General features: G+C 58.3%; 1 rRNA gene. It reads left to right on the top strand.

Annotated elements, in window-relative coordinates:
• Positions 1–489, top strand: a 16S ribosomal RNA gene (locus CG747_RS07935); the annotation flags it as partial.

The following is a 489-nucleotide window of genomic DNA, read 5'->3' as shown; positions in this document are numbered from 1 at the left end:
GCACAATGGGCGAAAGCCTGATGCAGCGACGCCGCGTGAGGGATGACGGCCTTCGGGTTGTAAACCTCTTTCAGCAGGGAAGAAGCGAAAGTGACGGTACCTGCAGAAGAAGCGCCGGCTAACTACGTGCCAGCAGCCGCGGTAATACGTAGGGCGCGAGCGTTGTCCGGAATTATTGGGCGTAAAGAGCTCGTAGGCGGCTTGTCACGTCGGATGTGAAAGCCCGGGGCTTAACCCCGGGTCTGCATTCGATACGGGCAGGCTAGAGTTCGGTAGGGGAGATCGGAATTCCTGGTGTAGCGGTGAAATGCGCAGATATCAGGAGGAACACCGGTGGCGAAGGCGGATCTCTGGGCCGATACTGACGCTGAGGAGCGAAAGCGTGGGGAGCGAACAGGATTAGATACCCTGGTAGTCCACGCCGTAAACGTTGGGAACTAGGTGTGGGCGACATTCCACGTCGTCCGTGCCGCAGCTAACGCATTAAGT

Origin of the sequence: Streptomyces sp. CB02959, from assembly GCF_002803155.1 — a bacterium.
GTDB lineage: Bacteria > Actinomycetota > Actinomycetes > Streptomycetales > Streptomycetaceae > Streptomyces.
The sequence above is the reverse complement of the archived record's forward strand: the minus strand, read 5'-3'. Positions and strand labels throughout refer to the sequence as shown.